At 56.3% G+C, this 26,323-nt stretch carries 27 protein-coding genes; 6 read left to right on the top strand and 21 right to left on the bottom strand.

Going from position 1 to position 26,323, the window contains the following annotated elements; all coding sequences use genetic code 11:
• Positions 1–241 precede the first annotated feature (241 nt).
• Positions 242–865 carry a DUF1007 family protein gene (locus ACYQ15_RS03540; RefSeq protein ID WP_459936149.1) on the top strand — a complete coding sequence of 208 codons (624 nt, stop codon included), beginning with the start codon at positions 242–244 and terminating at the stop codon, positions 863–865.
• The gene (locus ACYQ15_RS03535) at positions 862–1,824 is read left to right on the top strand and encodes a nickel/cobalt transporter (protein WP_459936148.1); all 963 of its coding nucleotides are present in this window, start codon (positions 862–864) and stop codon (positions 1,822–1,824) included. The genes ACYQ15_RS03540 and ACYQ15_RS03535 overlap by 4 nt, the downstream gene beginning before the upstream one ends.
• A gap of 104 nt (positions 1,825–1,928) precedes the next feature.
• Here ACYQ15_RS03535 and ACYQ15_RS03530 read toward each other — a convergent pair whose 3' ends face one another.
• The gene (locus ACYQ15_RS03530) at positions 1,929–2,426 is read right to left on the bottom strand and encodes a PIN domain-containing protein (protein ID WP_459936147.1); all 498 of its coding nucleotides are present in this window, start codon (positions 2,424–2,426) and stop codon (positions 1,929–1,931) included.
• The gene (locus ACYQ15_RS03525) at positions 2,419–2,667 is read right to left on the bottom strand and encodes a UPF0175 family protein (RefSeq protein ID WP_459936146.1); all 249 of its coding nucleotides are present in this window, start codon (positions 2,665–2,667) and stop codon (positions 2,419–2,421) included. The genes ACYQ15_RS03530 and ACYQ15_RS03525 overlap by 8 nt, the downstream gene beginning before the upstream one ends.
• 343 nt (positions 2,668–3,010) lie before the next feature.
• Between ACYQ15_RS03525 and ACYQ15_RS03520 the strand changes: the two genes are divergently transcribed.
• Positions 3,011–4,249 (top strand): ATP-binding protein, encoded by a 1,239-nt coding sequence (locus ACYQ15_RS03520; protein WP_459936145.1) that lies wholly within the window; start codon positions 3,011–3,013, stop codon positions 4,247–4,249.
• Between the two features lie 244 nt (positions 4,250–4,493).
• Here the strand turns inward: ACYQ15_RS03520 and ACYQ15_RS03515 are convergent, their stop codons facing one another.
• The 7 genes from ACYQ15_RS03515 to ACYQ15_RS03485 all read right to left on the bottom strand — a co-directional run bounded on the left by ACYQ15_RS03515 (position 4,494) and on the right by ACYQ15_RS03485 (position 12,005).
• Positions 4,494–5,570: an ABC transporter ATP-binding protein gene (locus tag ACYQ15_RS03515; RefSeq protein ID WP_459936144.1), complete on the bottom strand. Its 1,077-nt coding sequence runs from the start codon at positions 5,568–5,570 to the stop codon at positions 4,494–4,496.
• Complete coding sequence (locus ACYQ15_RS03510; RefSeq protein WP_459936143.1) at positions 5,554–7,224, bottom strand: ABC transporter permease; 1,671 nt, start codon at positions 7,222–7,224, stop codon at positions 5,554–5,556. The genes ACYQ15_RS03515 and ACYQ15_RS03510 overlap by 17 nt, the downstream gene beginning before the upstream one ends.
• Positions 7,225–7,527: 303 nt before the next feature.
• On the bottom strand, positions 7,528–8,571 hold the full coding sequence (locus tag ACYQ15_RS03505) for a Fe(3+) ABC transporter substrate-binding protein (protein WP_459936142.1): 1,044 nt from the start codon (positions 8,569–8,571) through the stop codon (positions 7,528–7,530).
• Positions 8,572–8,887: 316 nt separating this feature from the next.
• A complete protein-coding gene (locus ACYQ15_RS03500; protein ID WP_459936141.1) occupies positions 8,888–10,144 on the bottom strand; it encodes a DUF4857 domain-containing protein in 1,257 nt (418 codons plus the stop codon).
• On the bottom strand, positions 10,144–10,815 hold the full coding sequence (locus tag ACYQ15_RS03495) for a hypothetical protein (protein ID WP_459936140.1): 672 nt from the start codon (positions 10,813–10,815) through the stop codon (positions 10,144–10,146). The genes ACYQ15_RS03500 and ACYQ15_RS03495 overlap by 1 nt, the downstream gene beginning before the upstream one ends.
• Positions 10,816–11,697 (bottom strand): ABC transporter ATP-binding protein, encoded by an 882-nt coding sequence (locus tag ACYQ15_RS03490; protein ID WP_459936139.1) that lies wholly within the window; start codon positions 11,695–11,697, stop codon positions 10,816–10,818.
• Positions 11,694–12,005 carry a hypothetical protein gene (locus ACYQ15_RS03485; RefSeq protein WP_459936138.1) on the bottom strand — a complete coding sequence of 104 codons (312 nt, stop codon included), beginning with the start codon at positions 12,003–12,005 and terminating at the stop codon, positions 11,694–11,696. Before ACYQ15_RS03485 ends, ACYQ15_RS03490 begins: the two co-directional genes overlap by 4 nt.
• Before the next feature lie 1,075 nt (positions 12,006–13,080).
• Here ACYQ15_RS03485 and ACYQ15_RS03480 point away from each other — a divergent pair.
• Positions 13,081–13,845: a hypothetical protein gene (locus ACYQ15_RS03480; RefSeq protein WP_459936137.1), complete on the top strand. Its 765-nt coding sequence runs from the start codon at positions 13,081–13,083 to the stop codon at positions 13,843–13,845.
• Positions 13,846–14,428: 583 nt separating this feature from the next.
• On the opposite strand, the gene ACYQ15_RS03475 is transcribed toward ACYQ15_RS03480, so the two are convergent.
• The 11 genes from ACYQ15_RS03475 to ACYQ15_RS03425 all read right to left on the bottom strand — a co-directional run bounded on the left by ACYQ15_RS03475 (position 14,429) and on the right by ACYQ15_RS03425 (position 24,393).
• Entirely contained in the window at positions 14,429–17,545 is a 3,117-nt protein-coding gene (locus tag ACYQ15_RS03475) for a DEAD/DEAH box helicase (RefSeq protein WP_459936136.1), read from the bottom strand.
• A gap of 19 nt (positions 17,546–17,564) precedes the next feature.
• Positions 17,565–17,786: a hypothetical protein gene (locus ACYQ15_RS03470; RefSeq protein WP_459936135.1), complete on the bottom strand. Its 222-nt coding sequence runs from the start codon at positions 17,784–17,786 to the stop codon at positions 17,565–17,567.
• Complete coding sequence (locus ACYQ15_RS03465) at positions 17,783–18,313, bottom strand: ATPase (RefSeq protein WP_459936134.1); 531 nt, start codon at positions 18,311–18,313, stop codon at positions 17,783–17,785. The genes ACYQ15_RS03470 and ACYQ15_RS03465 overlap by 4 nt, the downstream gene beginning before the upstream one ends.
• Positions 18,304–21,756 carry a site-specific DNA-methyltransferase gene (locus ACYQ15_RS03460; protein WP_459936133.1) on the bottom strand — a complete coding sequence of 1,151 codons (3,453 nt, stop codon included), beginning with the start codon at positions 21,754–21,756 and terminating at the stop codon, positions 18,304–18,306. The genes ACYQ15_RS03465 and ACYQ15_RS03460 overlap by 10 nt, the downstream gene beginning before the upstream one ends.
• The gene (locus ACYQ15_RS03455) at positions 21,753–21,953 is read right to left on the bottom strand and encodes a hypothetical protein (RefSeq protein WP_459936132.1); all 201 of its coding nucleotides are present in this window, start codon (positions 21,951–21,953) and stop codon (positions 21,753–21,755) included. The genes ACYQ15_RS03460 and ACYQ15_RS03455 overlap by 4 nt, the downstream gene beginning before the upstream one ends.
• A 193-nt stretch (positions 21,954–22,146) precedes the next feature.
• Positions 22,147–22,299, bottom strand: a complete 153-nt coding sequence (locus tag ACYQ15_RS03450; RefSeq protein WP_459936131.1) for a hypothetical protein — start codon at positions 22,297–22,299, stop codon at positions 22,147–22,149.
• A 171-nt stretch (positions 22,300–22,470) separates the two neighbouring features.
• On the bottom strand, positions 22,471–23,163 hold the full coding sequence (locus tag ACYQ15_RS03445) for an AlbA family DNA-binding domain-containing protein (RefSeq protein WP_459936130.1): 693 nt from the start codon (positions 23,161–23,163) through the stop codon (positions 22,471–22,473).
• Complete coding sequence (locus tag ACYQ15_RS03440; RefSeq protein ID WP_459936129.1) at positions 23,160–23,291, bottom strand: hypothetical protein; 132 nt, start codon at positions 23,289–23,291, stop codon at positions 23,160–23,162. The genes ACYQ15_RS03445 and ACYQ15_RS03440 overlap by 4 nt, the downstream gene beginning before the upstream one ends.
• Positions 23,288–23,587, bottom strand: a complete 300-nt coding sequence (locus ACYQ15_RS03435; protein ID WP_459936128.1) for a hypothetical protein — start codon at positions 23,585–23,587, stop codon at positions 23,288–23,290. Before ACYQ15_RS03435 ends, ACYQ15_RS03440 begins: the two co-directional genes overlap by 4 nt.
• A gap of 283 nt (positions 23,588–23,870) precedes the next feature.
• Positions 23,871–24,152, bottom strand: coding sequence for a type II toxin-antitoxin system RelE family toxin (locus ACYQ15_RS03430; RefSeq protein ID WP_459936127.1), 282 nt, complete (start codon positions 24,150–24,152; stop codon positions 23,871–23,873).
• Positions 24,142–24,393, bottom strand: coding sequence for a type II toxin-antitoxin system Phd/YefM family antitoxin (locus ACYQ15_RS03425; RefSeq protein WP_459936126.1), 252 nt, complete (start codon positions 24,391–24,393; stop codon positions 24,142–24,144). Before ACYQ15_RS03425 ends, ACYQ15_RS03430 begins: the two co-directional genes overlap by 11 nt.
• Before the next feature lie 174 nt (positions 24,394–24,567).
• On the opposite strand from ACYQ15_RS03425, the gene ACYQ15_RS03420 reads away from it, so the two are divergent.
• Entirely contained in the window at positions 24,568–24,819 is a 252-nt protein-coding gene (locus ACYQ15_RS03420) for a type II toxin-antitoxin system Phd/YefM family antitoxin (protein WP_459936125.1), read from the top strand.
• Positions 24,819–25,238 (top strand): type II toxin-antitoxin system VapC family toxin, encoded by a 420-nt coding sequence (locus ACYQ15_RS03415; protein WP_459936124.1) that lies wholly within the window; start codon positions 24,819–24,821, stop codon positions 25,236–25,238. The genes ACYQ15_RS03420 and ACYQ15_RS03415 overlap by 1 nt, the downstream gene beginning before the upstream one ends.
• A gap of 43 nt (positions 25,239–25,281) precedes the next feature.
• Here ACYQ15_RS03415 and ACYQ15_RS03410 read toward each other — a convergent pair whose 3' ends face one another.
• Entirely contained in the window at positions 25,282–26,052 is a 771-nt protein-coding gene (locus ACYQ15_RS03410; RefSeq protein ID WP_459936123.1) for a DUF4198 domain-containing protein, read from the bottom strand.
• Positions 26,053–26,323: the final 271 nt, after the last annotated feature.

The following is a 26,323-nucleotide window of genomic DNA, read 5'->3' as shown; positions in this document are numbered from 1 at the left end:
ATCTTCCGTAAACCCAAGCACCCACTTTGCTTTCATCACCATCCCCTGCGTACATTCTTCCAGAAATCCATTACCCCGCTTCACCCCCGCGGATCATGGACCGATATCTTGACATGATTTTTGTCAGCCGTAATAAAGACACGTGCGTAACTTTTCCGTAATTCGCCATTTCTCATTTCATAACGATCCGCCGATCCTTCCACCTGCTCAAATTTCTTACATAAGTAAAACTGGGCCCACCATGAAAACACGATACATTCAGACGATACAGCTTCTTGCCTGGGCTGTTTTGGTCTTGTCGGCCATATCAGGAACCGCGACCACAGCCCGGGCTCACCCGCATGTCTGGGTTGATTATGCCATCGAGGCTCGATTCGATCAAAACGGCCTGACCGGCTTTCATCACCGCTGGGTTTTTGACGAGATGTTCAGCATGCAGATCATGGAGATGTTCGATCTGCCTAGCGACGGCAATTTCTCCGCCGCGCAAATCGAGGAGGTCCGGCAAGGCGCCTTCGATTACCTGCGGGAGTACAATTACTTCATCCACATCAAGATCGACGGCAAGGACTTTTTCGTGCAGTACATCCGGGATTTTCACGTCACGACCCAGGGCCATAACATCGTTTACGAGTTTTTCGTACCGTGCACGGTGGCGGCGGCGGATACGCCCAAAAAAGTCCATCTCCTGGTCGCGGATATGGAGTATTTCGTGGATCTGGCTTTTGTCGCCGACAAGTTGGAAATCCAGGGAGAGGAATACGTAGAGGTCTCCCACGCCTTCACCAGCGGAGAGCCTTTCTCCTTTTGGGGCGGGGCATGGATTCCGGAACATTTTGCCCTGCAGTTTCAAAAAGCATCATGAAGTTTATAATCGCTTTCGCGTTTCTTTTTTCATGGTTGGCCTGCTCCGGGCCGGCCTTGGCTCAGAACCCCTTTCTCACCCCCCCTTCCCAGGAACGCAACCAGGACCAGCGCGATCAGCAAGACCTGGGCCGGGAAGAGCGGGCTTCCGATCCTGGCATGCGGAGTGCACCAAGATCCGCTCCCAGGATAACGCCCCCCTTCTTCACGAAGATGACAGCGGCTCAGCGGGACCTGCGCCAGAAGATGACCACCTATTCCCGGCAGATCCAGGAAACGCCATTCGGCCGGGCCACCTGGCAGCTGATGGCCCTGTCCCTGCTGTACGGAATCATCCATGCCCTGGGGCCGGGTCACGGCAAATCCATCGTCTGCTCCTACTTCCTGTCCCGCAGGGGGACCATCAAACAGGCTCTCGTGTTCGGCAATGCCATCACGGCCATGCACATCTTTTCCGCCGTGGTCATCGTGACGGGCTTGTCCTGGTTCATGGACCGGGCCAACATCGCGGCCTTTCACGGAGTGGAAGGCCGCCTGGAATCCATCAGCTACGTGCTGATCATGGTCATCGGCCTCTTTCTCCTGGTCCGGACCCTCTACGAATGGATGACCACCGCTCCGGAACAGGCAACCGAATGCTCCAAGGCGACAACAAAGGACATGCTCTCCCTGTCCCTGGCCACGGGACTGATGCCCTGCCCCGGCGCGGCCCTGATCCTTTTGTTCACCTTGAGTCTCGGCGTGTACTGGGCCGGGCTCCTGGCCATGATTCCCCTGGCTCTGGGCATGGGCCTGACCGCATCCGCCCTGGGCGTCCTCACGGTCACGTCCACGGGAGTTGCCCTGAACCTGAGCAGCCGCTCCAAGCGGGCTTTCGTGCTGACCCATCGGATCCTGGCCTGCATCGGAGCGCTGATCATCATCATTCTGGGCGCGAGTTTATACTACGGCACCCGCTGACGCACCAGCGGGGATGCTCACCAACGGGATAAACCGGTTCTCTGTACACAGCCGGATACGGCGTAGTGAACAGAGCCTTAACGACATTCAGGTGAAGCGGAGGTTCAGATGTCGCCGCCACTGGCAAGGAACCGTTCAACATCCTTCCCAAGCCAAATTCCGTGACCACGCAGTCGGGTGATGGCATCAGTGATGTCCAATGAAAATCCGGCCTGTTTTGCCTTCAAGAGAATACCAGCGGAACCGGTCACGACCAAGCCGTGGAGGCGCGCGATGCGTCTCCCCATTTTCTCATCAATGCAGACCCGGATCATGCCGTTGCAGACAGCAGCCTGGATGACGGCCGCTTCACCCTTGTCCAGTGAATTTTGCAAAAAGAGAGGAATTTCTTGCGGGATCGGCACTCGTTCGATCCAACGGTTTGTCATGAGGGCCGCCACGCCTGGCGCCTGCGGACCAGCGGCCAGGATTTCCTGCTCAACTTCATACGGCACAATCACGCGGTCATAGCAGACCCGAAGGATGTCCAGACCGCCGGTTGCCACTGTCAGGGCAATGATCGGCGTCGTATTGACAACCAGTTCCCGTCCAAAATCAGGCATTGCCCAAGTCCGATTCCAGTTCTTCCTGACTCAGGTCGATCATGGGGACGCCGTATTCGCCGAGTTGAAGAAGGAAATGGACCCGCTCCATGCCCACCATCCGAGCTGCGATCCCCGAAGATATCTTGCCCATTTCATAGAGCTTGACGGCCATGGCCATCTTGGCCTGCCGAGTGAACTCCTCCGGCGTGCAGTTGACGGCATCGGGCAGCTGCCGAGGGATCTCGATGGTCAGGAGCATACAATCTCCTTTTGTTCAAGGTTAATCATAACCAAGTCACCTGACTTGAGCTTATACGTCACTGCATAAAAAGTGAATCTTGGATCATGAGGGCAAGACTAACCATGTAAAGGGGTGGGAAGCCGTTTCTGGGTTTCGGGATTCGGCCTAACCCCAAAACATACCTCCTCCCTCAAAGCAACATAACGAAAATGCAGAGCAGGAACCAGCTGATTGCGCTTGACATTGATATTGCTTTTATTACAGTCAATTTCTTACATATGTTAAACTGGAAAGGTTGCAAATATTAATACCAAAAATTTGCGATCGTTGTTCTCACTGTTCTTGGCTTGCTGAGGCTGGGATGCTCTACCGCTCAAGAGTGATGGACGGAGAATTGCGCCAGCGCCTGTCATCCACCGGCGCGGTGGTGATTGAAGGACCGAAAGCTTGCGGCAAAACGGCAACGGCACGAAATCTGGCCGCCAGTGAAGTGTTGCTTGATGTCGATGAAAATGCCCGACAGGCGGTAGCGATTGACCCACGCCTGGTGTTGGCGGGCGATACTCCGCGTCTTATTGATGAGTGGCAGATTGAACCAGCCATCTGGAATCATATCCGTCGTGCGGTTGACGAACGCGGCGCACCGGGTCAGTTCATCCTGACCGGTTCCGCTGCGCCTGCCGATGATATTACCCGCCATACCGGAGCCGGGCGTTTGACGCGGTTGCGACTGCGTCCCATGACCTTGTTTGAGCTTGAACGAAGCACGGGAACCGTTTCCCTGGCAGACCTGCTGAAAGGCAAGAGACCGGCCTGTCCCGACCCCGGTTTGAGGATTCAGGAATTGGTTGAGTTGATTGCCGTGGGTGGATGGCCGGGGCATCTGCGTCTGACCCCAAAGCAAGCCCTGCGGGCCAACCGGGACTACCTGGAGGAAATCAGGCGGGTGGACATCAGCCGTGTGGACGGGATCCGCCGGGATCCCGATAAAGTCGGCCGACTGCTGCGCTCCCTGGCCCGCAATACCGGCACCTATGCGTCCGCAACCGGAATGGCCGAGGATATCGGCGGCATTACGGTACAGACTGTACTGGAGTATCTGGCCAGTCTGGAACGTCTGATGATCATGGAGGATCAGCCGGCCTGGGCGCCGCATTTACGTTCACGGTCACGGCTAAGAAGCATGGCCAAGCGTCAATTTGTAGATCCCTCCCTTGCGGTCGCGGCATTGCGGACTTCCCCGGAAGGATTGCTGAAGGATATGAACCTGCTGGGTTTTCTCTTTGAATCTCTGGTCGTTCGTGATCTGCGGGTTTACGCTCAGGCCATGGATGCCGAAATATTGCAATATCGGGATAATACGGGGCTGGAGGTGGATGCCGTGATGCATTGCGCCGATGGTCGATGGGGAGCTTTTGAAATAAAGCTGGGGCCAGGAATGGCCGGGCAAGGCGCCGCCTCTTTATTGAAATTTCTTGACCGCGTGGATACCGACAAGTGCGGCTTGCCATCCTTATTGGCTGTAATCACTGGTAGTGGTTATGGCTACCTACGGGACGACGGTATAGCGGTGATCCCCATCACCGCTCTTAAACCGTAAAACCTTGGTAACTACACAGCAGAACCAGAAAAAGACCTGGATACCGGCCTTCGCCGGTATGACTAGCGTGGTAAAGGCTTGCCCAGATACGTCATTCCGGCGAAAGCCGGAATCCAGTGCTGGAGAATGATCATGCACCGTATGTGCTGAGTAGTTACAAACCGTAACGCACTGACGGACGATCAGTTGGCAGCGACTCCGCGGCATGCCCGCGAGGCGAAGCTGAATGCCTTCCCGAACTGCGTCAGTTCGTGTTGGGATCCGCCGGGAAGACGTGGAACTGGTCCCGGGGGACGTGGAGGAAGACTTGCGCGCCCTCGGGCATGGGAAAAACCCGCGGCACGCGGGCATGCAGATGCAAAGCCCCATTATCCGTACTGCAGGATGTGAGGCGTAAGTGGACCAGGGTGGCGCCGGGCAGCAGCCGGGTTGCCATGACCTGCGCCGTGCAGGAATCCGGCCGTTGGGGATCGTCCTGAAAAACCTGAACGGCTTCGGGGCGGAACATGATCTCGGCCTGCCCGCCCTCCTCCATCTCCCCGGCGGAAAGAAGTCCAAGCGCGGTGCGGACTCGACCGTCGTGAACAGCGCCCTTGATCACGTTTACGTCGCTGAAGAACGTTGTCACAAAGGCATTTCCGGGGTTGGAGTAGAGTTCCACCGGCGTTCCGCTCTGGATGATCCGCCCCTGGTGCATGAGCACGATCCGGTCGCCCATGAACATGGCTTCCTCGGGATCGTGGGTGACCATCACCGTGGCCACGCCGCTGGATTTGAGCACGTGCAGGGTCTGGTCCCGGATCTGGACCCGCAACCGGGCATCCAGGCTGGAAAAGGGCTCGTCCAAGAGCATGATTCCGGGATTGGGCGCCAGGGCCCGGGCCAGGGCCACGCGCTGCTGCTGGCCTCCGGAAAGCTCATGGGGATAGGCGTTGTCGTAGTCCTGCATGTCCACCTGGCGCAGGGCGTCCAGAGCCCGGCTTCGACGCTGGTTCTTGGCCTTGACGGAGGACAGGCCGAACATGGTGTTTTCCAGGACCGTCAGGTGGGGAAAGAGGGCAAAATCCTGAAACAGGAATCCGATGCCTCGCTTTTCCGGCGGAAGCTGGCGGTTGTTGTCCGCAAAGACCCGCTCTTGGACCATGATTCTGCCGGACTGCAGTTCTTCCAGACCGGCAATGAGCCGCAACAGCGTAGTCTTCCCGCAGCCCGAAGGCCCAAGCAGACAGACCACCTCTCCGGCGTGCACCTCCAGGTTGATGTTCCGGAGCACGGCCTTGCCGTTGTAGGCATGGCGAATATCTTCAATCTTCAATGACATGTTCGGTGCCTTTGCCTCTGATCGGCATGGTTTTGGTCTGCCCCGGCCTGGAGCGGGCGATCATCAGGCTGGCCAGGATTACGGGAATGATCCCGGCCAGGACGATGGCCAGTGAGGAACTGGCGGATTCCTTGAGCAGGCCGTCCGAGGCCAGTTCATAGGACCGGATGGCCAGGGTGTTCAGGCCGAAGGGGCGCATCATCAAGGTTGCCGGAAGTTCCTTCATCACGTCCACGAAGACCAGTACTCCCGCCGTGAGCAGGCTGCCCCGCATGATCGGCCCGTGCACCCTGCGCAGGGTCTGCCCGGCCGACAGCCCCAGTGTTCGTGACGCGCCGTCCATGTTCGGGGTCACCCGCAACAGGCTGGCCTCCACGGTATTGGTGGAAACGGCCAGGAACCGGACCACGTAGGCGAAAATCAACGCCGTCCAGGTGCCGGTGAGCAGCAGGCCCGTGGAAAAACCGAACAAGTCCCTGGCCAGCCCGTCCACGGCATTGTCCAGGAAGGCGAAGGGGATCATGATGCCCAGGGCGATGACCGCGCCGGGAATGGCGTATCCCAGGGACGCCGTCTGCACGGCTATGCCCGTTGCTTTTCCCGGCACGAGGCGGCGCCCGTAGGCCAGCAGGACCGCCGTGATCACCGCGACCACGGCGCTGATCCCGGACAAGGAAAGGCTCGTGCCGGCCATGCGCAGGTAGCGGGGGTCGACGAAATCCCAGGTCTGCCATGTCCAGATGATCATGGCCCCTACCGGCAGAATGAACCCGAAAAAGACGGGGACGAAGCAGATGGTAAAGGCCAGCAGGGACTTGGCGCCGGAAAGCTGAAAGCTCGGCAGTTGGCGGTAGTGGCCGACGGCATGGCTAACCCGGCCCCGCCGGGACCAGCGCTCGAGGAGGATCAGCGCCAGGATGAAGAACATCAGCACGGCCCCCAGTTGGGCGGCGATGGCCGGCTGCCCCAGCCCCAGCCAGGTACGGTAGATTCCGGTGACAAAGGTGTCCACGGCGAAAAAGTCCACCGTGCCGAAGTCGTTCAGGGTTTCCATGAGCGCCAGGGCCAGTCCGCCGGCCACGGCCGGCCGGGCCAGGGGCAAAGCGACCTTGAAAAACGTCTGCCACGGACCCTGGCCCAGGGTTCTGCCGGCGTCCAGCACGGTGACCGACTGTTCCAGGAACGCGGCCCGGGAAAGCATGTACACGTAGGGATAGAAGACCAGGGTCATCATCACGATGGCCCCGGGCAGGGAGCGGATTTGGGGGAACCAGTAGTCGGCTGCGGAACGCCAGCCGAAGAAGTCGCGCAAAAATGTCTGGATCGGACCGCTGTACTCCATCAGGCCGGTGTAGGTGAAGGCGATGACGTAGGCTGGGATAGCCAAGGGGATTAACAGGCTCCACTCGAAGAAGCGCCGCCAAGGAAAGCTGGTCATGGTCACCAGCCAGGCCGTGCTCACCCCCAGCAGCAACGTTCCGGCGCCTACGCCGAGCATCAGAATGAGCGAGTTGGTGATGTAGCGCGGCAGGACCGTGGAGGCCAGATGTCGCCAGACATCCGCGGAAGGCACGAACAGATGCGCGATGATCACGAGGATCGGCGCGGCGACAAGAACGGCTATGACGAAAACCAGCAGCTTCCAAAAACGCAAATGTTACTCCCTGGTAAACAACTCGAATTATCAAAACAGGATTGGTCCGGGTTGCCTTGATTTTGTGGTCTCGCATGTCTGACTGAGCCAGGATTCGTTCATCTAACCATTGCCGGACGCTTGGAGCACCAAATGTTGTTTATTCACGCAATGGTTCGATGTTACGAAGCCGACGAAGGAGTTTGCGAGGCCTCAAAATCAAGGCAACCCGGACCTCAACCGAATAGTTGCACTCCCTGAAGACAAGAAGTCGGGTGCAAACATGGTTTGCACCCGACATGAGAATGAAAACCAGAGAATCTACTATCGCCAGCCGGCCCTGTCCATGACCCGGACCGCCTCGGCGTTGTACTTCTCGATCAGGGAGAGGTTCAGGTCGTCCGCCTTGAATTCGCCCATCTGGACCACTGGTCCGCTGGGCTCGACGTTGGGATTGACAGGGTACTCGTTGTTTACCCGGGCATAGAACTCCTGGGCGGCTTCGCTGGAAAGGAATTCCAGCAGCTTGACGGCCTGCTCGATATTGCGGGCGCTCTGGGTCACGCCGCCGCCGCTCAGGTTCATGTGCGCTCCCCGGTCCTCCTGGTTGGGCCATACCAGGCTGACCTTGCGGGTCACTTCCTGATCCGCGGGATCATCCGAAGCCAGCAGGCGGCCGAAGTAGTAGCTGTTGGCAATGCCCACGGCGCATTCACCGGCAGCCACGGCACGGATCTGCGCCGTATCGTTGTCCTGGGGAGTGCGGGCAAAATTTCGCACGAACCCGCGGGCCCACTCTTCCGTCTTTTCCACGCCGTGATGGGCGATCAATGCGGCCACCAGGGACTGATTGTAGATGTTGGAGGAGCTGCGCACGCAGATCACCTTTCCGAGATCCGGGTCGGCCAGGGCCTCGTAGGTAGAGATTTTCGCGGGGTCGATCCGCTCCGCATCGTAATAGATGATCCTGGCCCGGGAGGAGAGGCCGAACCAATACCCTTCGTCGTCACGGTATTGCGCGGGAATGTTTTGTTCCAGAACATCCGATTGCGCGGACTGCAAAACCCCGGCCTGTTTCGCGGCCACCAGGTTACCCACGTCCACGGTAATCAGGATGTCCGCGGGGCTGTTCCGGCCTTCGCTGCGCAACCGCTCCAGCAGTGCAGGTCCTTGACCTGTAAGCAGGTTGACGGTGATCCCGGTCTCAGCGGTGAACTCGTCCAGAAGCGGCTTGATCAGGTGCTCCTGGCGGGCGGAATAGATGTTCACTTCGGCTGAAAATGCGTTATGCACTCCGGGCACGCAGAGAAAAAGGATCAGCAGCGAGATGATGACGAGAAGTTTTGCAGGCTTTTTCTTATCGGACATGAAGCGTTACCTCCGGTTAGTTGGTTGGGATTGAATTTGATATCCTCTTTCAGAAACAGGAAGCAATCTGATAATGCTTTTCATTTTAACAGTCAATGCAAAATTATAAGTTTTTTTGTTCCTTGTTCTTCGTCCTGGCTCAATCCTTGGCATGAGGACTCAAAGTTATTCCTCACCATAACGAAGAACAACGAACCAAGAACGTTCTTTTGCTCCTCATTCACCGTTCTTTGTTCCTGGTTCAAAACCGCGCCAATAATCTGGAACACGGCCTGGAAATACCCTTCGTTTAGTTCTCCCGCCTGCACCACAGTGTTTACTCTTCACCCCCGAGCAACAAGACACCAACCAATCCATATATCCCGGTCAGAGCCACCAGCGCGAAGTTGAGGGGGCGGTACGAGTTTCGTCGGCGGGAATGGACCAGCAGGACGCCCAGGGCCGCCAAAATGCCGAGCCCGGACCAGACGCCGCCCAACAGCAGTTGCGGGTCCGCTTGGCCGTGATACGGATTGTCCAGGCGCAGTTCAAAGGGAAAAAGCAGCTCCCGGGCTTGGCGGACCAGGGCCGGGGCATGGTCCGTCCTGACCAGTTCGTACCTGCGCAGGGGCTGATATTCGTCGTCCATGGCCACGCCCGAGACCGTCCGATCCGAGGCCACGGTTGCGGTGCGGTACAGGGGATCGATGAGCAGCTTGAAGTCCATGCTCGCGGGGTCGTAGCCTTCCACGGGCACCGGAATCAGGCGGTAGTCGTCCCAGGAGATCAGAAGCACCCCGCCCTGCCTGGTGACGATCACCGCGCGGAATTCCCGCCGTTCGTTCTCGTTGACCACGATGTCCAGAACGTCCAGGGACGGATCGATTTGCGTATCCACCACTTCCGGCTGGTTCAGGACCCGCTTGACGTGAAAAATCCGTCCAACGGCGTCGCGGATGAAGTAGCCGTCGTCGAAGGGCTTCAGGTTCGTGGGCTTGCCGCCGATCACCGTGGCCGGAAACGTGAAGCCCCGGTCCCGCAGGGCCTGGGTGAAAGTGTGCGTCAGGTCCTGGTCGATGATATTGTAGTCCGCGTTGAGGAACTCCATGGCTGCGTCCGTGAACCGGAACATCTCCACGGGGAAGCGCATCATGGCCGTTTCCGGATCGTTGTTGAACAGCGGATACAGCTGCATCTGCGGAAAGTTGCCCCGCAAGTGCCGGGCGCGGATGTCCAGCCCCTGACGATCAGCGGAGATGTCCTCCGCATCGAAGTTCCGTCCGGCAATGGTCATTGGCAACAGGTTGCGGCGCTCCAGGGTGCGAAAATAGACAAAGGGCAGTTGATCCTCGAATTCCTGACGGCTGTAGTCGTTGCCGTCCTCGTCCCGGTAGTTGAACCGGTGACCGCCCAGGGATTCCTGATAGATGAATCCCTCCAGCAACGGGCTGTAAAACAGCAACGGCTCGTCGACCCGCGTTGCGGCGATCTTGTCGAAGGTCGTCGGCAGGAGAAAGCTCAATGCCAGAACGGCAAGGAGAATCATGCTCCACCGGGAAAGCAGCGGGAGCGGTTGAAACACGCGGGCAGACATCAATTACCCCCCTGTTGAAAACGGCGACCGGATTCGTAGACGCAGAGAAACGCCAATGGCAGCAGAAGCAGCAGCCAGGGCAGGGCCGGGGTGAACCAGTCATATCCGAGCCCCATCAGCAGCATGTACACCAGTCCGCCAAACACGAAACCCAGGAATACTCGTCTCGACCAGGCCGTTTCCAGGAGCATGACCGCTCCACCGATGTAGCACAGCAATCCGGCCGCATACCAGGGCATCATGGTCAAAAATGCCGAGCGGCCCACCTCGGCGGGGAAATACGTGACCATGGTCAGATGGGTCAGACCCGCGACCAGACCGAACACGACCAGGACATGCCCCACTCCCACCAGCAGGCACCACGAAAGCATCTTCTCCCGGTAGACGGGCAGATGAAGGGCAATGCGCATCCGTCGGTTCAGCAGCTCGGGAACGAATTGGGCCGCGGCCAGAGCCAGTCCGGTCAGCAGCGGCAGATAGCGCATCTGGTCCTGAAAGACGCTCTGTAAATGGATGGCCTGATACCAGACCATCTGGGCATGTTCCGTGTTCAACTGCTGGCGGATGTCCAGGAACACCTTGACGCAAAATCCCAGATTCACGGCCAGGGCCGCGAAAAAGACCCAACGCATCTTGAGTCGCTCTTTGAGCAATATCGAACGCCACATCATTTAGTATTTCCCCATCAGTCCGATAAAACCGTCTTCCAGGCTCATGGGTGCGCGGCAGAGTTCCCGCGGCTGAAGGCCCAGGGCCGTCAAATGACGCTCCACGTCCTGGATGTCGGCATACGAATACAATGAAATTTTCGTTCCTCGCCGCTCAAAGCCCCTGACGACTTCGTCCCGGGGCAGTTCCGTCACGTTCTCGCAATGAAAAACGTATTTATTGAACGCGTTCATGAATTCATCCAGCCCGACCTGCATGATCTGGCCCTGGTCGATGAAAATGATGGTGTCCACCAGTTGCTCCAGGTCCTGGACAATGTGACTGGTGACGAAAATGGTCTTGCCCTTTCCGGACGCGAAATCATGCAGCACGTCCAGGAACAAGCGCCGGTATCCGGCGTCCAGGCCCATGGAATAGTCGTCCAGGATCAACAGGTCCGGATCCTGGGCCATAATCACGCCCAGCACCACCTGGGAACGCTGCCCGCAGGACATGTTGCCCACTTTATGGCTCGGGGACAGGCCCATCTTGTTCACCAGACCGAAAAACATATCCGGGTTCCAGCGCGGATAAAAGCCGCGATAAAAACGCTCGGTCTGGGCGATGGTCATGAATTCATACGCCAGATGGCCCTCGTGCAGCAGGCCGATCCGGTTGCGCACGTCCGGCGGCAGGTCGTGGGAATCCTCGCCCAGCACCAGGCAAGTCCCGCTGGTGGGCTTCAAGAAGCCCATCAGGATGTTCACCAGGGTTGTCTTGCCTTGTCCGTTCTTGCCGAGCAAACCGCAGACCGAACCTTCCGGAACCGCGAAATTGAGGTCTTCGTAGACGGTCCGTCCATTGTATCGGTGGCAAAGCCGGCGCACCTCGATGGCGTTGCTCATTGGGTGATCTGCCTTCCAGGAACCCGCAACTGATGCTCGGGACCGGCGTCAAAGAGCACGACAAAGTCGCCGCGGGGCTTGTCGAAGGTGAATTCCGAGGCGTCGTTCATGAGGCCTTCCAACAGCACCCTGCCGTTCGGCGCCTTGATGCGCATGGTCACGCCGGCAGCGGAAGAGCCGTCGGAGAAGCCACCCTGACAGGTGATGGTGTTGTCGCCATTGTCCATGCACAGGCAAAGCGGCGTGTGGGCCTGGGCCACAAGAGGGGTCGCGAGCAGCGCCGCGATGAAAACAAGACATCGAAACATAAGCACCTCAAATCGTTAAAACTCATGAAAAATCACATGCACATGCATAATGTAATCGCAGCACCTGCATGTATCCGTCCGCATAAAAAGCATGCAATCTTCTGCTCCAGATTGCCTCCGTCCTGTTTCACTACATCATGGAAAAGATAATCAAAGTCAATAGGAACATGATTCTTTCGATGTGCAACGATAGAAACGACAAATTACCCAAACAGTATACAGGCGAAGCGCTCTATTGCCCAATTTCTGACCCTCGTCCGCCATTCAATCTCCAAGTAATCACTTGTAGTCACGCTGTATATTGATAGAGTGTTGACTCAAGGAGACAGAACTTTGAAAATCATTCTCTGGAGCGAGGAAAAAAATACGGCTCCTGGAAATACGCGGCATTTGCTTCGAGGATGTCCTGCTGGCCGTCCAGGAAAATCGACTCCCCCTCTGCCATCGAGGTTCACCCTCGCCAGGACACGTACCCGCAAAAAAATCCTGGTGATTGACCTCAATGGCTACGTACACATTGTGCCCTTTGTTGAGACGGAATCCGTTGTTTTTTTGAAGACCATTTTTCCGGACAGGAAATTTCACAAGAAGTACGCTCACCTGTTGAAGAAGGAAGCGCAATCATGAAAGACGACACGTATCTGGACCAGGAAGAAAAAGAATTGTCGAATCGATCCACCGGGACGGCTATCAACGGCCTTCGAATATGGCAGCGGCCATGCAGGAGTTTTCAGCTTTGGTCGACAAGACAATGACAGGGTGACCTTCACCGGAAATTGATTGTCACGTACTGCGGCAGCGGGCGATCAACAAGACCATCGGCTTTGTAACTGCTCAATAACTTCGGCCAAGTGACCCACACAAAAACACCTGGACCCCGGCCTGCGCCGGGGTGACGACCGAGAGAACTCGCTATCGAGGCACTCCATTCCGTCATACCGGCGCAGGCCGGCGCGTACCGCTATCCAGGCAGCACAGATCCGCGGTGGTTGGTTGCCCTGCCTATTGAGTAGTTACTCGACCTTTTGATAATGTGATGATTCTTATCGAAAAATCCACACGGAAGGGAAGAATTATGGCACATGACCTTAATGAACAATGCGGCAATTGCAGCCTTTTCTTCCCCGACAGCGACGGCATGACGGAATATGGAATCTGCATAAACGACCCGGCGTTCGCTCCCTATGAGGACGATATCCTGGAATTGCGATTCGACAGATGCCGAGAATTGATCAAGGCTAAACGTTTTCTTCTGACAAGAGAGAGTTGCGAAAAATTCGAACCAGTGGAGATCGTGGAAATCAAGACAAGGGACGGATCAACAGAGCCAGTGGAACTGACGACCATTTTCGGGGCTGAGCAGGGCGCAGAATTTCACATGGCCTTTGACCAAAAAGGAGACATCTGGGTCAACGGCATCAGGATCCCGCTGCAGTCCTATATCGACCAGTTGCATTCTCCAAAGACACGGGAATCAGCCTTGAACGGCTTGATACTCTTTTCATCCACGGGCAACGAACAGGCCACGACCGCCCTGCTGGATTTTTTCGAACGCCTCGGCCCGCCACGGACATTGGAACATGTGCACTTCAAGGTGGGTATGTTACAGAATTTGGTTGGCTGCAAATCTCAAAGATTCCTGGAATTGCTCCTGACCGACCTGGAAGCGACGCACTCCAACAACACCACCCGGCAGTGGGTCACGGCAATCATCAAGCATCTGCGCCGCTTTCCAAAAGAGGACGTTGAAGCTCGCCTGCGCGACATGATTCGGAAAAACGTTTTTTCTCACCGTCTGCGTCGACGCATAGAGGACATGTTGGACGATGCCTGGGAATGATGCTGATGCGGATATGCGGGTTGTGCAGTCTCAACGGGAGGTTGCGAACATGTGTCGTAACTGCTCAATACTCTGGGCAAGTGGATCACACAAAACACCTAGCCCCCGGCTTGCGCCGGGGTGACGACCGGGAGAACTCGCTACCAAAGTACTCCATTCGTCATACCGGCGCAGGCCGGTATCCAGGCAGCACGGAGTCCCGGCGGTAAGGATGCCCGGTCTTGTTGTTGAGCAATTACCATGTGTCGCCCCTTTGGCGCTGAAATCAAGCTCTGAAAGGGCGAAACAAGTACAGCCCAGGGCAACGCCCTGGGTATCAATGAAATAATTTACCCAGCCCTGAAGGGGCGGCCTAAAAGGGTGAGGCTCATCAAAAATTGCGTAATGCTCGCACCCCGATTTACAGAAACGCGTAATGCTCCCGAGCCATCGATGTTTGGCAATGGCTTGTTTGGTTCAACGTTACGCCGGCGATTTCATGAAACACCAGCGAAGGACCTTTGGCCCTCTTGTTGCAAATCATGCTCATTTTCAATCATGAGGGCCTGTTTGGGCAGGCCCTCATGTAGAACCTGAAATGTGGTCAAGACAGATGGGGCGGCGCCAGCTTTGCGAAAATCCGGCTCAGATAGCTCTCGCCGTCCCTCAGCCGCGTGGAGGCTTGGCCTTGTTCGTTCTTCTCGTGCCAGTCCAGGCGCAGAACGCCCTTCTCGATCATCCTCTCCGCTAGACCTACCTCACCGTCACTGGCCGCCGAACCCCTAAACTGGCCAAGTGGGGACGTGTCCCGCAGCAGGATAAAGGAGTGAATGCTCCATTCCCGTCCGGTTTTGTGGCTCATCTTTTGAGCCAGTTCCTTCAGATGTCCGCTGGTGGCCACCCGGACCTTGTCGTTCATCCCGTCCGGTCCACTCAGACCAAGATCGCTTTCATCGCGGATTCCCGTCTGCCCCTTGGGGTCGAAGAGCGCCAAGGTAGTCCTCCGACGCTTTTCGTCGACGATCCACAACACGAAGTCCGGATAGAAAACCCGGGTTTCGCCTTCGAGATACAGGCCGATGGAGCGCAGGGATTCCACATTGCGCATCAGGTAGAATTCGCGGTGGTCGCGGGCGTACCTAGTCCCGATGAAGTCCAGAATGTCGCGGAGGAACTTGCGTTCTCCGGCATTGAGCCGGTCCGGGGAGATGCCGATCCGTTGCAGCTTGTGCTTCCTGAGCAGGTCTTCCTCGGCCTCGTGCAGGAGCGGCTCGTAGATGTGGTAATCCCCCCGTTTTTCCTCGAAATTGAGCCGGAGCTGCTCCCAGACGTCGGGTTGCTTTTCAAAAGCCTGCTTTTCGCTTTCCTTGGCAAATTCAAGAGTCACGGTGTAGCTGTCGATGAAATCGCCGGGGGTGCTGGCCGTCTTTTGTTCCACCGGGCCGAAGCGGTAATTGCGCTTGTCGATGTCGTAGCGGACCTTGTGGAAGATCTTTTCCAGAACGTCGCGCCGCACCTCGTCCAGCAGGCGTTCGGCCACGGACCAGGAACGATCATCCAGGGGATGATCGTACAGCACCTCGCCGACGGTCCGCAGAATGTCCCCAAGGCGCAGACACCGGGTCCGGCCGTCCTGGCGCAAATAGAGTTGGACCCGTTGCTGTCGGGACCAGATCAGCAGGCGTTGTTGCAAGTCATCGACGGGCAGGAAGGCGGATTGATTTTTCAGGCAGTGAATCAAGGAATGATTTACATTTTTTCCCCTCGCGTTGCGGTTGGCCCGGTAGTCAAGCTTAATGCCCGGATTGGGAAGCGTGCCGCTCACGGTTTCACCGTCCTGCACATGCTCCCACTCCCAGGCATGGCTGCCCGCGTCCAGGATCACCCGCAGCGGCGCGTCGAACTCGGATTGCCCGACCTTGAAGGTCTCCAGCTTGGACTGATAGTCCAGGAAAGAAAGTTGCTTCTTCTTGCCGACCTTGACCACGCCCGGTTTGACGTCAATGGAAAAGGGGCCGGAAATATAAGAAATCTCCTGCTCCAGAGCCTTGAGAAACGTCTCCAGCCAGGAGCGTTTGAGGCTGTAGACGTTGAGCGTTTCCAGGCGGCGCAACTGGTTGTCCGGGGTGCTGTCCCGGACCAGGGCGGGATAATCGAGGCAGTGCTCCAGGTTGCGGCGCTTGCCGTCGCCGCGCAGCCCCTTGAGGCGCACGCCGCGGCCGAAAATCTGGATGATCTTGTTGCCCCTGCTTGATCCCAAGTTGATCAGCCCGATGATCGAGACGCGGAAGCAGTTCCAGCCCTCGGCGAACTTGCGGCTGCCCACCAGCACGTTGATGGGCGAGGCCGGATCGTCGATGGCCGAAAAGTGATAGCGGGGGTTGACAATGCCCGCCTTGGTCAGAGTGACCAGCGGCTCCCCGCCGGCATTACGCAGTTGGGAATGCTCTCCACAATCGGCGAAGAATCTGTCGCCGTTGCCCACGTTGATCAGCCCCCAGTATCCGCCGTCGCCCCAGGACAGCCAGATTTCGTCCTGGATGCCGGGGGAACGGGTCAGGGTCAGCTTGCCGCTGTACTGGCCGTTGAAAATGGTCTGGTACTGTTCTCGCTCCTCGATCCGCAAATGGGCCAGCCAGACGACGAACTTGCGGATGTCCGAAACTTCATCCTTGTCTTTGCCCTCATTTTTGGGATCTTCCACCGTATTCCCCATGAAAGCCAGCAGCGGCTTGTCGGGGAAACGTCCGGCAAAGGCGAACTGTCCCGTTTTCTGCGCCTGGCTGATGGCCAGATGCTCATGGGCCGTCAGTTTGTCGCTCAGGGTGTCAAAGGTTGCTCCGAAAAAGTCGGCCTCGCTCTTGCCCTGATCCGCAAAGCGGTCGTCGTTCAGGGATTGCAGGGCGTAGTCCTTGCCGTAGCCGTCCTTGAAGAAGCGGTAATAGTTGTAGTCGTAGACGATCTGTTCCTCGTATTCGCTCACGTGCTGCTCGGCGATGCCGTGATAGGTGGCTGAATACTCGAACAGAAAGCTGTTTTCAGGCTTGAGCAGATCCTGGCGCAGTTTCTTGAATGCACCGATTTTTTCCTTGCCCACGCCGGACAGGCCGATATGCCCCTCGTCCACCAGCACCAGGCGGAACATGCGTCTGCTTTCCGGCATGTTGAAAAAGCCGGGCTCCCTGTTCAGCAGCGCCCCGGTGGTGGCCACGATCAGCTTGATGCGGTTGTTGCAGAGGCGGTTCAACCGCCGGACCAATTCGCCCAGTTCCCGTTCGTGCTGCTGGATGAGATTCACGCCCGGAGTGGTCAGGATCAGTTGCAGCTCGTCAAAGGCCTGTACTCCACCGATATGATCGATGAACTGCAGGATATTCAAATGCATCAACAGGGTTTTGCCGCTGCCCGTGGCCATCCAGTAGACCAGGGCCTTCTGCTCGGCGTAACCTTGGCCGGTACGTTTCTGGCTGAGAACGTGTTCGGTGAAGTAGAGGGCCAGAATCTGGTAATAGCGGAGCCGGAACGGGCGGGTTGCCAAAAGCCGGTTGTATTCGGCCAGCCAGCCCTGAATCTTGCGCCCAAACGTTTTCGGCAGTCCACTGTGCTGCCTGGACGCGAAGGATTCCACCTGCTGCTGGTACGCACGGTCGTTCCCCTCGGCGCACTGGTACAGGTCGCTGAGCAGTTCGCGCTTGAGGCGGTTGTAAAGTTTCAGTTCCATAAGATGGCAACCCCTTCCGTCATTGACGCCCCGGCAACTCGCTTCCCTTGTCAACGCCGGGCTCCCGGTCCTGCATTTCCTCAACAATCTTTCCGTCTTTCATCACGATCACGCCAATCCCTGCCTGCCGTGCCCGTCGCCGGGCCAGCTGCGCCGCCCGGAGCAACGCGGCCTCGGCATGTATGAAATCAGGGTCGCGTGGTCTTTGTGGTCGGCTCACGTCCACGTCTTCAGTATTCATAGGTTCTCTCCTTCCGCAAGGAAACGCGGCGATGCGGCCGAATTGTCATAAAGCAGCCACTCGTTGACGATGGGCTTGTAAAGTGTCTCAAAATTCCGCAAACCAGCCAAAAATCTGCGCCTTATCGTTGATTCCGGAACATTGTGCCCGCCTGCCCGGACCCGTTGCCGCACACGGGCTATGGCCAGTTCAGCAGACGTCAAACGCAGGAAGACCAGCTTGACCGTAAAGCCGTTCGCCTGCCAGCCTGGAATCATGCGCGCATAGCACCGCCCGCTGAGCGTGGTCTCAAAGGCAAAGCTCACTTTGCGCAGGGCATGGTTGCGAATTTCTTCCAGCATAAGACGGCCCGCCTTGAAAGCAGCTTGGTCGGGGTCAAACGGCGAGAGGCCGGCGGCAATCAGGTCGGCATTGACGAAGACGGGGCAGTCGGCTTCCTTGGGCAGGAATTCCTCGGCAAAGGTGGTTTTGCCTGCTCCGTTGGGACCAGCGACAATGATGATGCGCGGCGCCTTGTTCAGCTCCACTGCGTCCCCCGCATGAAGTCCGCGGCATTGATCAAAACCGTGTCGATGGACAACCGACGCAGGTCGGCGTCGTGGTTGACCTCCAGCCGCTGCAGGGCGCTGACCCCGTTTTCGTCGATATATTTGGCGAGAATGGCGTTGAGGTTGGTGGTGTCGTCCTCGGCATCGTCGATGTCCCGGAACACGACCAAGGTGCCGTGGGTGGTTTCCACTGCCAGGTAGGGACGGTCGAATTCCCGGTACAGCCGTCGTGATTTGACCCAATAGCCCTGCAAATAGCACCAGGTTTCCATCAGATCGATGGTTCTTTCCTCCCGCGCTTTTCCAACGCGGATGGTCTGGGCAAAGGGACGCGACAGGTTCAGGCTGGAGGAAAGTGCGTTCCGCTCGGGACGGAAAAGATAGCTGACCGGCACCCGGTCCGGCAGTGCCGCGTCGTCCCAGGCCGGAAGGAGATTGTCGAGAACATCTTCGTATTGCTCGAAGGCCTGCACCTTGATGATACGCCGCTGCAAGCCACGGGTGGTCGGAGAGCCGTCCTTCCACTGATTGGAATACATCACCCGCTTGATGCGCGGCTTGAGAATGGAATCAAAGTAGCCACCCATTTCCGTCAGCACAAACCGTCGCTGCTCGTCACTACGCATGACAGCATGGCCGGTGGTTCCGGAACCGGCAAAGAAGTCCAGAACCCATTCGCTGGCGGCAGTGGTCTGTTGTACAAATCTTTCAATGAGGCTTACGGGTTTTGGGCTTGCAAAAGTTCTTGTCTTGCCTGTGGTGGCCGTTAGATCTTTTTCTCCATCTGAATAATCCAGAATAACTGATTTTCCAACGTTAGTTTCAACTTCATGAAGATAGCGCTTAATCTGAGGAATTTTTTTCTCATTCCTCCCCCAAACAATTCTTTTATCTGCATCTAGCTCAACAAAGCAGTAAGTTTGTCCATCCATACGATTCAAAGGCCAGGCCCATCCTCTTTTAGGACAGGGACTTTCTTTTTTTGTTAATGGATGTATAGGCTTATAAAAACGAAAAGCTGGATTATTGGGATCTCTAAATTCTGCTTTTTGTGAGTCTTGCTTTACTTGAGGCATTGAAGCATCACTTTCACGCCAAATCCAAATGTTTGCTTTTCTCTGCTTTGCATTTTCCTCTAGAACGTAATGGCCTTTATCATCACGATATTCAGCATTTTTGTAATTATAAAGACCTTTCCAGAGATCAAGATTTTTATCAAACTCAATACCCTGCTCTTCAAGATCATCTCTAAATTCTCGACGGTGCTTATCAAACAATTGAACAATAGCAAGCTCAATTTCTTCAATTGACGGGTAGTTAAAGCCAATTTTTTCTACTAACTCCATAATATCTGAGAGACCTGGCTTTGCCTCTCTGAACATAGACTGATCGACTTTCACGGTATCTAGGTCACGTGAAAAAACCTGCACATATTCATGATTCGTAGAATACGTCGGGGACTTATTTTTATTGCTATTCTGCGCCCAGATCAGTTCTTCCACTCGATTGCCCGGGCCGAAGATCAGCTTGAGCTGGTTTTCGAGCTGGGTGCGTTCCTTGTCGTCGATGCTGGCGAAGAGCACGCCGCTCTTGCTCAACAGCGGGTAGGCCAGTTGCAGCCGGTCGTGGATCATCGAGGCCCAGCTCGAATGGCGGAAGCTGTCCTTGTACAGGAATCCGTCGCCGCCGGTGTTGTATGGCGGGTCGATATAGATACACTTGATCTGTTCGCGGAATTTTTCCTGCAGCAGGTTCAGGGCCTGCCAGTTTTCCGAGTTGATCAGCAGTCCGTCGGTCCGGGCGTCCAGATCGTCGAACTCGGGCAGGCTGAGCAGGTCGTCCTGGAAGTCGGGGTCAACATCCCGATAGAGACTGGTATCCAGCACCAGGGTCGGGTGCTCGACGATCTGTTCGGCGTCGGAGACATCCACCTTGAATACTTCCCGCCACTCGGCACGCTGGGCCTCGCAGGCCAGGACGCGCTGGTGAAAGGTCGCGGGTATGTTTCCCACGGAAATCAGATAGTGGGTATCCACCACCTTTTTCTTCATCTCGAACAGCCCTTTCTGGAAATTCTCGATGGCCGCGAGAAAGTTGATCAGGGTGTCGGCAACAATATTGAAGGCCCGGGCGATCAGCGTGGTGGCGTTGTCCTCCCCGGCGTGGAGCAAGGCGTCCAGGTCGGAGAAGATCACCTGCCTGATGAAGCGGGCTTTTTCGCGGGTCAGGAAGCTGAGCAAATCCTTGTGGATGAAGTAGTCGGAATCATTGCCCACGAAGAACTTGTTCAGATTGCGGTCGAGCTGCCAGAGGGCCTTGGCCACGGCGTCCCGTTCCAGGGACTGCTTTCGTTCATCGGCGTTCTTGCCAAGGTCCTTGAACTCGTCCCGGCCGGCCAGCTCTTCGACGTATTTTTCGAACTTCAGACGTAGTTGTCCGATCCCCTTGACCGAACCGCCATCGGTCTTGGCATAGTCGTCGCCCAGGTCGTTGAACAGCGGCTTGCCGGGCGGGTCGTCATTTTTTCCCGGTTTTTTGTAGAGATAGGGCGTGAGGTCCGTGGCGTCGGCAAAGACTTCCCGCCACAAATAGGGATAGATTTCGGTCTTCGGGGTGGACGCGGCGGCCAGGGCGAATCGGACCTGCCACAGGGTGCGCGGTTTGCCCTGACCGTCGATCTCTTCCACCAGCTGAACATCCAACAAGCGATAGTGCTTGATCGCACTGTCCTTGTTGTTGTTCCGCTCCTCAGCCCCGGCCTCATCCTCGCTCCCGTTGAGCCGAAACTCGATCCACTGCCCATTAATTTCGCAGCGCACACTGTGAAAGCCGTTGCCGGTCTTGATGTAGTAGCTGTCCTTGTGCTTCCAGTGAAACAGGGTGTCCGAACCGTCATAATCCGCCTCGTAGGCCACCTTGAAGGCACTGGCCGCCCGGGTGTTGTAGCCGAAATCGCCGTGCTGGTAGTACAGCTCGAAAAAGTTCAGCAGATGGTTGTAGACCCGGACTTCGAGATCCGCCACGGAAAGACGGCGGGTTTCGATGAATATCTTGAGCTGGGCCTCCACCTGCTCGCGCTCCTGCTCTTCTGCCAGAGCCAGCATGACCCGAAAATCGGCCTGAGCCGCCCTGCTGGCGGGCGCGGCGTCCATGGCTTTCCATTTGGCACTGCCTTTATCGCCCAATGTCGCGGCAAACGACGCAAGCCAGTTGCGGGCCGCTTCACTCTGAGTGTTATGCACTCCGCTCAACGCCCGCGTGACCGTGGCCCGCAGGCTGCTGTCGCCGTCGCCGTCAATAAACGTCTCGATGAACCGCCGCTTGAGGCGGATGATGCGATAGATGCCGAAGTCGAGGTCATGGTCCTCGAACTGGAACATCTCCTTGAGAAAGACGCGCAATTGGTCAAATTCCGAGGTCATACGAGATCCTTGCAGTTGGACATTTCGGTGATTTCAGCAGCGCGGGAATAGGGGATGATTGCCCCGGTGGGGCATTGCCGCCAGATGGCTTCGCGGTGAGAGGCGTCGTAGATCATCTTGTTTGTGGGAAACCGGTTGCGTTTTTTCACCTCGGCTTGCTGGACATCCCCGTAGCAACTTGGGCATCTCTTTTCCATGGATCGACTCATCATGGCACTCCCCTGCCTTTTTGACTGGTGCTGACATGCAACGACACCAGATAAAGAAACTCTTCATGGAGAGAAAATTTTAACAGATACGTGGTTCTATTCGCCGACAGATCACCAAAAAGGCCCACAAGTCAAGAAAAGATCCTATGGAAGAGCATCCGGGATACGCCAAAAACTTCTTTCAATCAGGCGAAGGTAATCCTTCGGAATCAGGCCCGTCGCCGGGCCAGCTGTGCCGCCCGTTGCAAGCGTTTTCGGAATACACAAAATCAGGATTGTGCGCTATTTGAGGCTGGCTGGTGTCCGGCATTTTTACGTTCTCCTTCAGTTCCATATTGCTCCCCTGCTCACTCCTCAGTTTTGCCCGCCGAATAAGCCTGATCAACCCGATTGGGTTTGTCGGGGTAGCGGAGCCGCAGCAAACCATAGGCAACCAACGGGGTCAGAAATCGTGATCGCAAACTGTCCGGATTGCGGTGCAGAATAGCCGCAAGATCACGCCGGGTCATCCAACGCCCCCGGCAAGATCGAGAATGATCTTTTCCATTTCATCCGGAGGAAGGCGTTGAGAGTGCCTTGCCGGGGCCGCAATTCGCTCTGTTTCTGGGTCGCTGGACCAGGAAGGTCCGACGCTCTGTTCGGATTCAGAATCCTTATGTACGGAGTTGCCCCCCTTATGTACGGAGTCAATGCCGTTATGTACGGAGTCGACCTCCTTATGTACGGAGTCAATGCCGTTATGTACGGAGTGCCCCATCAACGGCACACGGTTGACGTGCCCCCGTCCGGAGCCAGGGAAACTTCCGCCGGTTAGGGGATTCTGGCCCAAAAAAACCGGCCGCTGATACCGTGTTGCCTGAGGAATGCGAATGGCGAGGATCAATCCTTCCGGAGTGTTGACCTCCGCCAGGTCAGTATCGTTCAGGAGGTTCAGATTGACCTTGCCCCGGTTGTTGACCGTGTTCCAGAAATTTTTTCTGAGCGTTGCCGGTTCTCGAACTCCGCTGACCTGGCCGTCATCCTCCACGCCCAGCAGAATCACCCCGCCGTAGGTGTTTGCCATGGCGCTGTAGGTCTCCCACAGACTCAACGGCAGCCCCCCTTTGGCAGACTTGAATTCCAGGTCGTCGTTTTCCGCCCAGTCAAGCCGTGTCAGGATGTCGGTCGGATTGAAGGCCGAGCCTTGGCGGCTCATCATTGCGCCCCCCGCATGAAATCCGCGGCATTGATCAAAACCGTGTCGATGAACACCCGGCGCGGGTCAGCGTCGTGGTTGACCTCCAGGCGCTGGATGGTCTGTGCAAAGGAGCCGAATTCCGAGGTCATACGAGATCCTTGATTTTGGGCATTTCGGTGATTTCAGCAGCGCTGGAATAGGGGATGATTGCCCCGGTGGGGCATTGCCGCCAGATGGCTTCAAGGTGGGAGGCGTCGTAGATCATCTTGTTTGTGGGAAAGGTCCCGGCCACGGCTGCGATGACGGCCGTTTTGGTCGGCGAGAGGGGAGGCGCGCAGGAAGTATCGGCTTTGGCGATTTCATCCACCAGATCCCGGTAGTTGTTGCTGCTGGAGTACAGGATCAGCCCCTCAATATCTCCTTGTACTCCATTTTTGCCCTCCACTGAAGGCAATTTTTTAGTAAAAAGTTGTCCTCTTAACAAGGCAATTTGAACTGCTCAAAAACTTGTGGCGAGCATGGTCACATGCCTGCCTTCGCGGGCATGACGAGCTTGGAATAGCATTCCTATGAAGTCTTCCCGCGAAGGCCTGAGAATCAAGGTGCAAGGCAGCTACAAGGCTGTGCCCGACCTTTATGAGTAATTACTGAATCAAGAGTTATGCGCTGCGCCAAGGGAGTGGCAGTTCCAAGGGAGCGGTCGAGAGTGAATCAACTCACGTTGCGCTTCAGCGCTTCGCCGCCGCCTTGTAAACCAAACCACGCTCGCGCTTCCCCACGGCAATGACCACAACCACCAAAGCCGCATCACGGACCTCGTAGACAAGACGGTATCCCGTGCTTTTCAGTTTGATCTTGTATCGGTGGGTGCTTTCGGACAAACGAGAGGCGGGGACATGCGGGCTGTGCAGCCTTTCCTGGAGTTTGCGTTTGAATTGTTCTCGAAGATGCTCGTCCAGCTTTTGCCACTCCTTCAAGGCTTGCTCCTTGAACCGCAACCTATAATTCATCGAAGGTGACTTCCACTTCCGGCTGATCCTTGCGGGCATCGGCCAATTCGTTCAGTTCCAGGTCTTCCAGCCTTTCCATAAGTGCCTCGTAGGCTTGCGACGGGACACAGTAGAAGGCAGTCTTGTTTCGGTTCAGGATCGCCACGGGAAATCCGTCGCCCGCCTCTACGGTCTTCATGGGATTTTTCTTGAGATCTGATATGCTGGCAGTAACATCCGCCAAAACAAGGCTTGTCGGCATGAGACTCCTCCTGTGATCCTTGAAAAGACCTATTAATAGGACCAGAGAAAGGTCTGGTCAAGCTGGTTGGTTGATGGTTGATTGTCAGATATGGGCATAACTCAATGACATGTCTTGGCAGTGACACAACTTTGTAGTAATGTGACTACAAACACATCCGCAAGGAGAATGGCCATGAGTAAAACAATGAGCAGCCGAGAATTCAACCAGCATGCCAGCCAGGCCAAAAAAGCAGCCCAGAATGGTCCAGTTTTCATTACAGACCGGGGGAAACCGTGCCATGTGCTGCTGAGCATTGAGGAATATCGCAGATTGACCAGACAGGGGAAAAACATTGCAGACCTGTTGAGTATGCCCGGATCTGAAAATATTGACCTGGAGATACCCAGGATGACTGACCTTCCTCAAATGGCGGACTTCCAATAATGTACCTCCTGGATACCAACGTTGTCTCCGAGTTGAGAAAAACCCGCCAGGGCAAGGCTAATCCAGGAGTTATTCGCTGGGCCGAGGGAGTGGCCAGCAGTGATCTGTATCTCTCCGTAATATCAGTTCAAGAGCTGGAAATAGGGGTTATGCTTGCTGAACGACGTGATCCGGAGAAAGGAAAAATTTTGCGCTTATGGTATGAAGACAAGGTTCTTCCGGTCTTCAGGCATCGTATTCTTCCAATAGATACGCAAATTTCCCGGTGCAGCGCCAAGCTGCATGTGCCAAATCCCCGACCTGTGCGGGATGCCTTTATCGCAGCAACAGCAATAGCCTACGGCATGACAGTCGTGACCCGTAATGTGCATGACTTCGAGCCGATGGGAGTAGCCTTTATAAACCCTTGGAAAAATTGATGAGGGCCTGTTTGGACAGGCCCTCATGTAGGTTTTCTGCCTGCTAATCCACTTGGAAGGTCAGCACTCCGCGGAATGTCCTTGTATCGCAAACATCCGCGTCAGGGTACGGCCCTTCCTGTTCGACGTAGATCAGCCAGATTCCCTGGCTGAGGATGCGCAATCTGCCTTCTCCGTTGGCGTTTGTTCGTGCCGTGTAGGCGAAGACGTCCTCTTCTGTTGAAAAACCGGCATATGTTGCATAAAAGAACCCATCGTAGGGTTCCCCATTCAACATGACGCGGATGGGCAGGTAGTCGTTGACTTTCAAGGTCGCCGGGTTCACAAGGGGGACGATCTCCAGCGGGTGCCCGACAACAGTGTCCACATTTCCATCGGCATCGCCGACATTGAGGATTGATTTCATGCCGTTGAATGAAATCGAGCAACTGATGGCGTTGTCAAGCCCGGCTTTTGATCCGCGGGCATACCCTGTGGTCGTCCGTGTTCTGTATCCGGACTTGGGCTGACCGACGACCAGATACGATCCCGTCCGCAAGGGCCTTACCGAAGCGAACTCCAGGTCAGACTTTGCCTCGATTTCGATCTTTGTTCCGCCAGGGGCCAGGATATACAATTCCTCGACTCGATCCTGCTTCAGGAACTCGTCGTACGGAAAGGCATGGCCCCAGCCGATGGTCAGGTTCACGGGGCTGTTTGGCAGGGCCTGGTATCGTTGCATGTTGATCCAGGGATAGTGCGCCTGGGCCAGAACCGGCAGCAAGACCAGTACCGCCGCTGCGAGTATCGGCAACATGATGAATTTTCTGCTCATGATATTTTCCTTTTTGAAGTTATTGCAAAAAGCCCAGAAGGCGAAACCTTCGTCTCACGTAACTACTCAATAACTCCGGGCAGTGAACCATAGAAAAAACACCTGGACCCCGGCCTGCGCCGGGGTGACGACCGAGAGAACTCGCTTTCGAGGTACTCCACTCCGTCATACCGGCGCAGGCCGGTATCCAGGCAGCACGGATCCGCGGTGGTTGGTTGCCCTGCCTTATTGAGCAGTTACCGTCTCACGTATTTGTAACTGCTCCAAGGTC

The organism is Desulfonatronum parangueonense (genome assembly GCF_054656975.1).
Note: the sequence above shows the minus strand (reverse complement) of the source record. Positions and strands in the feature narration are given on the sequence as shown.

Bases quoted from the DNA above. Each gene is read 5' to 3' on its own strand.
- ACYQ15_RS03540 (WP_459936149.1), top strand. From the start codon at position 242: ATGAAAACACGATACATTCAGACGATACAGCTTCTTGCCTGGGCTGTT.
- ACYQ15_RS03535 (WP_459936148.1), top strand. From the start codon at position 862: ATGAAGTTTATAATCGCTTTCGCGTTTCTTTTTTCATGGTTGGCCTGC.
- ACYQ15_RS03530 (WP_459936147.1), bottom strand. From the start codon at position 2,426: ATGCCTGATTTTGGACGGGAACTGGTTGTCAATACGACGCCGATCATT.
- ACYQ15_RS03525 (WP_459936146.1), bottom strand. From the start codon at position 2,667: ATGCTCCTGACCATCGAGATCCCTCGGCAGCTGCCCGATGCCGTCAAC.
- ACYQ15_RS03520 (WP_459936145.1), top strand. From the start codon at position 3,011: ATGCTCTACCGCTCAAGAGTGATGGACGGAGAATTGCGCCAGCGCCTG.
- ACYQ15_RS03515 (WP_459936144.1), bottom strand. From the start codon at position 5,570: ATGTCATTGAAGATTGAAGATATTCGCCATGCCTACAACGGCAAGGCC.
- ACYQ15_RS03505 (WP_459936142.1), bottom strand. From the start codon at position 8,571: ATGTCCGATAAGAAAAAGCCTGCAAAACTTCTCGTCATCATCTCGCTG.
- ACYQ15_RS03500 (WP_459936141.1), bottom strand. From the start codon at position 10,144: ATGTCTGCCCGCGTGTTTCAACCGCTCCCGCTGCTTTCCCGGTGGAGC.
- ACYQ15_RS03495 (WP_459936140.1), bottom strand. From the start codon at position 10,815: ATGATGTGGCGTTCGATATTGCTCAAAGAGCGACTCAAGATGCGTTGG.
- ACYQ15_RS03490 (WP_459936139.1), bottom strand. From the start codon at position 11,697: ATGAGCAACGCCATCGAGGTGCGCCGGCTTTGCCACCGATACAATGGA.
- ACYQ15_RS03485 (WP_459936138.1), bottom strand. From the start codon at position 12,005: ATGTTTCGATGTCTTGTTTTCATCGCGGCGCTGCTCGCGACCCCTCTT.
- ACYQ15_RS03480 (WP_459936137.1), top strand. From the start codon at position 13,081: ATGGCACATGACCTTAATGAACAATGCGGCAATTGCAGCCTTTTCTTC.
- ACYQ15_RS03475 (WP_459936136.1), bottom strand. From the start codon at position 17,545: ATGGAACTGAAACTTTACAACCGCCTCAAGCGCGAACTGCTCAGCGAC.
- ACYQ15_RS03470 (WP_459936135.1), bottom strand. From the start codon at position 17,786: ATGAATACTGAAGACGTGGACGTGAGCCGACCACAAAGACCACGCGAC.
- ACYQ15_RS03460 (WP_459936133.1), bottom strand. From the start codon at position 21,756: ATGACCTCGGAATTTGACCAATTGCGCGTCTTTCTCAAGGAGATGTTC.
- ACYQ15_RS03455 (WP_459936132.1), bottom strand. From the start codon at position 21,953: ATGGAAAAGAGATGCCCAAGTTGCTACGGGGATGTCCAGCAAGCCGAG.
- ACYQ15_RS03450 (WP_459936131.1), bottom strand. From the start codon at position 22,299: ATGGAACTGAAGGAGAACGTAAAAATGCCGGACACCAGCCAGCCTCAA.
- ACYQ15_RS03445 (WP_459936130.1), bottom strand. From the start codon at position 23,163: ATGATGAGCCGCCAAGGCTCGGCCTTCAATCCGACCGACATCCTGACA.
- ACYQ15_RS03440 (WP_459936129.1), bottom strand. From the start codon at position 23,291: ATGACCTCGGAATTCGGCTCCTTTGCACAGACCATCCAGCGCCTGGAG.
- ACYQ15_RS03430 (WP_459936127.1), bottom strand. From the start codon at position 24,152: ATGAATTATAGGTTGCGGTTCAAGGAGCAAGCCTTGAAGGAGTGGCAA.
- ACYQ15_RS03425 (WP_459936126.1), bottom strand. From the start codon at position 24,393: ATGCCGACAAGCCTTGTTTTGGCGGATGTTACTGCCAGCATATCAGAT.
- ACYQ15_RS03420 (WP_459936125.1), top strand. From the start codon at position 24,568: ATGAGTAAAACAATGAGCAGCCGAGAATTCAACCAGCATGCCAGCCAG.
- ACYQ15_RS03415 (WP_459936124.1), top strand. From the start codon at position 24,819: ATGTACCTCCTGGATACCAACGTTGTCTCCGAGTTGAGAAAAACCCGC.
- ACYQ15_RS03410 (WP_459936123.1), bottom strand. From the start codon at position 26,052: ATGAGCAGAAAATTCATCATGTTGCCGATACTCGCAGCGGCGGTACTG.